The 2,844-nt window shown below is 73.3% G+C and carries 1 protein-coding gene and 1 pseudogene; both read left to right on the forward strand.

Annotation, left to right across the window (positions count from 1 at the left end; all coding sequences use genetic code 11):
• Window positions 1-100 precede the first annotated feature (100 nt).
• A pseudogene (locus ABT300_RS42920) lies at window positions 101-634 on the forward strand (futalosine hydrolase); the annotation flags it as partial.
• Between the two features lie 283 nt (window positions 635-917).
• On the forward strand, window positions 918-2,844 hold a 1,927-nt coding region (locus ABT300_RS42925; RefSeq protein ID WP_351688287.1), incomplete at its 3' end, for a type I polyketide synthase.

Raw genomic sequence — 2,844 nt, forward strand, 5'->3', positions numbered from 1 at the left:
TGCGCCTCCAGCCCGGACAGCAGCTCGCGCGCGTGCACGAGCTTCTTCTGGACGGCGGCCTTGGCGATCCGCAGGCCGTGCTGCGGGTCGGTGAGACGACGCGGCACTCACCGCGGCGGCCGTCCGGGGCGACCGGTACCACCTGGTCGTCTCGACTGGCATCGCGGGGGGCTTCGCGCCGGTCGCCGACGTCGGCTCCGTCGTCGTCGCCGACCGCGTCGTCGCCGCCGACCTCGGCTGCGAGACCGCCGACGGATTCCTCTCCATGGACCGCCTCGGCTTCGGAGCCTCCGAGCACGCCTGCGCACCCCACCTGTCCGCCGCCGTCGCCCGGGTCCTCGGCGCCGTCCACGCCCCCGTCCTGACCGTCTCCACCGTCACCGGCACCGCCGAACGCGCCCAGCGCCTACGGCAACGCCACGGAGCCGCGGCCGAGGCGATGGAGGGCTTCGGCGTCGCCGAGGCCGCCTCCGTCCACGGCGTCCCGCTGCTGGAACTGCGCACTGTCTCCAACCCCGTCGGCCCGCGCGACCGAGCCGCCTGGCGCATCCCCGACGCCCTGACGGCACTTCAGGACGCCTTCGCGATCCTGTACACCGTTCTCGGCCGGGGCGCCCCGCCGCCGTACGTCTGAGCAGCCCGAGCCCCGAACTTCCCTAAAGCCACAGGACGTTCGGGGCGCCGCCACGTCCGGTCCGTCCGACCGGCCGTTGCTCCGGCCTGCGTGAATGGCGGCGGGCTCTTGATTTCCAAGGGTTTCCCCAGAGAACCCGGCCGGGTGCCGAGAAAGGCTCCCGGGCCGGGTCATGCTGTCCCCACCGCTCGGTGAGCACACCAGCAGTCGGACGCCCACAGGGCCCGCCGACCACGCGCGGGGACACGTTCCGTCACAGAACCGATCAGCATGGGGGCAGTCCATGACGAATGAAGCGCAGCTTCGGGACTACCTCAAGCGGGTCACCGTCGACCTCCACAACACCCGCCGCAGGCTTCGCCAGTTGGAGGCTCGCGAGCAGGAGCCCGTCGCCGTCGTCGGCATGAGCTGCCGCCTGCCGGGCGGCGTCCGCACACCCGACGACTTCTGGGACCTGCTGGCCGACGGGACCGACGCGGTGACCGACTGGCCCGCCGACCGGGGCTGGTCCACCGCGCCCGGACCGGACAGCGGCGCCGCCGGGCGCCGCCGCGGCGGTTTCCTCGACGACGCCGACCGGTTCGACCCCGCCTTCTTCGGCATCTCCCCGCGCGAGGCTCTCGCGATGGACCCGCAGCAGCGTCTGCTGCTCGAAGTGGTCTGGGAGGCCTTCGAGCACGCCGGCATCGATCCCGCGACGCTGCGGGGCAGCCGCTCGGGAGTGTTCGTCGGGTGCAGCGACCAGGGCTACACCTCCGGGCTGCGCGAGGTCCCCGACGACGTCCGGGGCCATCTGCTCACCGGCAACTCCATGTCGGTCCTCTCCGGCCGTGTCGCCTACACGCTGGGGCTGGAGGGCCCGGCCGTCACCGTCGACACCGCCTGCTCCTCCTCTCTCGTCGCCCTGCACCTGGCCGCCCAGTCGCTGCGCTCCGGCGAGTGCTCCCTCGCCGTCGTCGGCGGGGTCACCGTCATGTCCAGCCCCGGCGCCTTCATCGAGTTCGAGCAGCAGGGCGGCCTGGCCGGCGACGGCCGCTGCAAGGCCTTCGCCGACGACGCTGACGGGACGGGCTGGGCCGAGGGCGCCGGAACGATCGTCGTCGAACGGCTCTCCGACGCCCGCCGCAACGGCCATCAGGTGCTGGCGGTGCTGCGCGGCAGCGCGGTCAACCAGGACGGCGCCTCCAACGGCCTCACCGCCCCCAACGGCCTGGCCCAGCAGCGCGTCATCCTCGCCGCCCTCGCCAACGCCGGCCTGCCCGCGTCCGAGATCGACGCCGTCGAGGCGCACGGCACGGGCACCTCGCTCGGCGACCCCATCGAGGCCCAGGCGCTCCTCGCCACCTACGGCCAGGGCCGCACCGCCGACCGGCCGCTGTGGCTCGGCTCGGCGAAGTCCAACATCGGTCACACCCAGGCCGCGGCAGGCGTCGTCGGCGTCATCAAGTCCGTCCTCGCGCTACGGCACGGCGTCCTGCCGCCCACCCTCCACGCCGACAGCCCTTCCCGACACGTCGACTGGAGCGCCGGTCACGTCCGGTTGCTCACCCGGTCCGTCGACTGGCCGCACGTCGACCACCCGCACCGCGTCGGAGTCTCTGCGTTCGGCGTCTCCGGCACCAACGCCCACGTCGTCATCGAGCAGGCCCCCGAACCCTCCGCGGACGAGACCACCCCGGAACAGGAACCCCGTACCGCCCTCCCGGTCCTGCCGTGGCTCCTCTCCGCCCGAGACGAGACCGCGCTGCGCGGCCAGGCCGGCCGCCTCGCCGCCCATCTGACCGAGCGCCCGGACACCGACCTCTACGACCTGGCGGCCTCCCTGGCCACCACCCGCACCGCCTTCGAGACCCGCGCCGTGATCCAGGGCCACGACCGTGCCGAACTCCTCGCCGCACTCTCCGCGTTGGCCACAGGCGAGCCCGACGCGCGCACCGTGATCGGGACGACCCGGGGTGGTCGGACGGCGTTCTTGTTCGCTGGTCAGGGTGCGCAGCGGGTGGGGATGGGGCGTGGGTTGTATGAGGCGTTCCCGGTGTTCGCGGAGGCGTTCGACGCGGTGTGCGGGCAGGTGGGGGGCGGGCTGCGGGATGTGATCTTCGGCGAGGACGTGGCGCTGCTGGAGCGCACGGAGTGGGCGCAGCCTGCGTTGTTCGCGGTGGAGGTGGCTCTTTTCCGTCTGGTGGAGTCGTTCGGGGTGCGTCCGGACT

The organism is Streptomyces sp. NPDC001027, assembly GCF_040299045.1.
Lineage (GTDB): Bacteria > Actinomycetota > Actinomycetes > Streptomycetales > Streptomycetaceae > Streptomyces.